At 44.8% G+C, this 2,396-nt stretch carries 1 protein-coding gene and 3 tRNA genes; 3 read left to right on the forward strand and 1 reads right to left on the reverse strand.

What is annotated here, in order from left to right; all coding sequences use genetic code 11:
- Positions 1 to 65 precede the first annotated feature (65 nt).
- Positions 66 to 141, reverse strand: a tRNA-Val gene (locus tag SHEWPOL2_RS21835).
- A gap of 514 nt (positions 142 to 655) precedes the next feature.
- Here SHEWPOL2_RS21835 and gltX point away from each other — a divergent pair.
- From gltX to SHEWPOL2_RS21850, 3 genes are all read left to right on the forward strand, one after another.
- Positions 656 to 2,065 (forward strand): glutamate--tRNA ligase, encoded by a 1,410-nt coding sequence (gltX, locus tag SHEWPOL2_RS21840; RefSeq protein ID WP_037431714.1) that lies wholly within the window; start codon positions 656 to 658, stop codon positions 2,063 to 2,065.
- A 104-nt stretch (positions 2,066 to 2,169) separates the two neighbouring features.
- A tRNA-Ala gene (locus SHEWPOL2_RS21845) sits at positions 2,170 to 2,245 on the forward strand.
- 59 nt (positions 2,246 to 2,304) lie between these two features.
- A tRNA-Glu gene (locus tag SHEWPOL2_RS21850) sits at positions 2,305 to 2,380 on the forward strand.
- The last annotated feature ends 16 nt before the right edge of the window (positions 2,381 to 2,396 follow it).

Here is a 2,396-nt window from a genome sequence, read left to right on the forward strand (position 1 = left end):
GGCTGAGCTAAGCGACCCGGGTATATAACAACATGTAAACCATGATTAAATTTGCATTTAACACATGGTGGTCGCTACTGGGATCGAACCAGTGACCCCCTCCTTGTAAGGGAGGTGCTCTCCCAGCTGAGCTAAGCGACCTCTGCTGTGTGGAGCCGTATTATAGGGAGGTTCGATCGGGTGTCAACGCTTTTTAATGAAAAAAGCATTGGTCGCGCTATTTTTGTTCGCATTGACTTAATGTTAATCACGGGCTCATTTAAAGTGTTACTTTATTGGGCAATTTAAGATTGAGTGATTTAAGCAAGCTTTGTATATCAGCCCATAGTGAATATTACCGCACAAATAACCACTAAACTTTATCAGGTTTTCTATATCGACGAGACGATGGATTTTTAGGTCGGTTATAGGGCATGAGTTCAACAGCGCTGGTATACATTTATGATCCTGAGTCGAGGTGAGTGAGCGCGTTTAGTTTCTATTATGATTGGTCAGCTAGCGATATCTATATCGAATTAATACATCGACTTTTGTGTTATCTGTATTATCAGCGGATATGTTCCATTTGCAGCGCTGACTTAGGCTGCTAGAATAAGCCCACTTTTTATCGTGATTGTCTTTATCTAGACGACTTTATATAGGTTAGTGTCCCACTATGACAACTAAGACGCGTTTTGCCCCTAGCCCAACAGGCTTTTTGCACGTGGGCGGTGCCCGTACTGCACTTTATTCTTGGTTACAAGCCCGTGCCAATAACGGTGAGTTTGTTTTACGTATCGAAGATACGGATATTGAGCGTTCTACTCAGGCCGCTTGTGATGCCATTTTAGAGGGCATGAACTGGTTAGGTCTAACGTGGGATGAGGGCCCGTACTATCAAACTAAGCGTTTTGATCGTTATAACGAAATCATCGCGCAAATGTTAGAGCAGGGCACAGCCTATAAATGTTATTGCTCGCGTGAACGTATCGATGCGTTAAGAGAAGCACAAGCGGCAAATGGCGAAGCACAAAAATACGATGGTTGCTGCCGTGACTTGCCGGCGCGTGATACTGATGAGCCTTTTGTTGTACGTTTTAAAAACCCTATCGGTGGTTCAGTCGTATTTGATGACCATGTTCGTGGCCGTATCGAATTCTCAAACGACGCGTTAGATGATCTGATCATTGCTCGTACCGATGGTGTACCTACCTATAACTTCTGTGTAGTGGTAGACGATTGGGATATGGGGATTACCTGTGTAGTGCGTGGTGAAGACCATATCAACAACACGCCACGCCAAATCAACATCCTTAAAGCATTGGGTGCACCTATTCCTGAATACGCCCACGTATCGATGATCTTAGGGGATGATGGTGCCAAGCTGTCTAAGCGCCATGGTGCGGTAAGCGTGATGCAATACCGTGATGATGGTTATCTGCCTGAAGCACTGCTTAACTATTTAGTACGTTTAGGTTGGTCACATGGCGACCAAGAAGTGTTCTCTTTAGAGGAAATGAAGCAGTACTTTAAGTTAGATGATATTAACAAAGCCCCTTCAGCCTTTAATACCGAAAAACTGGTTTGGTTAAACCAACACTATATTAAGACGCTTGATCCTGAATATGTGGCTTCCCACTTACAATGGCATATGGACGATCAAAAGATTGATACGTCAAATGGTCCAGCTTTATCAGCTGTAGTGACAGCATTAGCTGAGCGTGCCAAAACGTTAAAAGAGTTAGCTGCATCTAGCCGTTACTTCTATGAGGATTTTGCAGAGTTCGATGCCGAGCAGGCGAAAAAGCATTTACGTGGTGTGGCGCTTGAGCCATTACAATTAGTGCAACAAAAGCTAGCGGCATTACCGGAATGGACCGTTGAAGGTATCCACCAAGCGATTGAAGCCACCGCTGCTGAATTAGAAGTAGGTATGGGTAAAGTGGGGATGCCATTACGTGTCGCTGTGACCGGAGCAGGGCAGTCTCCAGGCTTAGATATCACCTTATTCTTAATAGGAAAGGCACGCTCTGAGCAAAGAATATCCAAAGCGATTGAATTTGTAGCAGATAGAATAAATTCCTAAAAAACGAGTTGACACATTTAGGTGCGCTGCATAGAATGCGCCTCGCAGTTGAGACACAGACGAGCAAATGCTTGTAGTGCACTTAAATGTGGTTTAATAAGTTTGGGGCTATAGCTCAGCTGGGAGAGCGCTTGCATGGCATGCAAGAGGTCGACGGTTCGATCCCGTCTAGCTCCACCAAACTTACCGCCGATATTAAGCGAGAGTTTTTAACGAAATTCAAATTAATATGTCCTTGTGTCCCCTTCGTCTAGAGGCCTAGGACACCGCCCTTTCACGGCGGTAACAGGGGTTCGAATCCCCTAGGGGATACCACTATGTTTTACGACAT

Source organism: Shewanella sp. POL2 (genome assembly GCF_000282755.1).
Lineage (GTDB): Bacteria > Pseudomonadota > Gammaproteobacteria > Enterobacterales > Shewanellaceae > Shewanella > Shewanella xiamenensis.

What these genes read in the sequence shown, in the direction of transcription:
- gltX (WP_037431714.1), top strand. Translation starts at nt 656, where the DNA reads ATGACAACTAAGACGCGTTTTGCCCCTAGCCCAACAGGCTTTTTGCAC.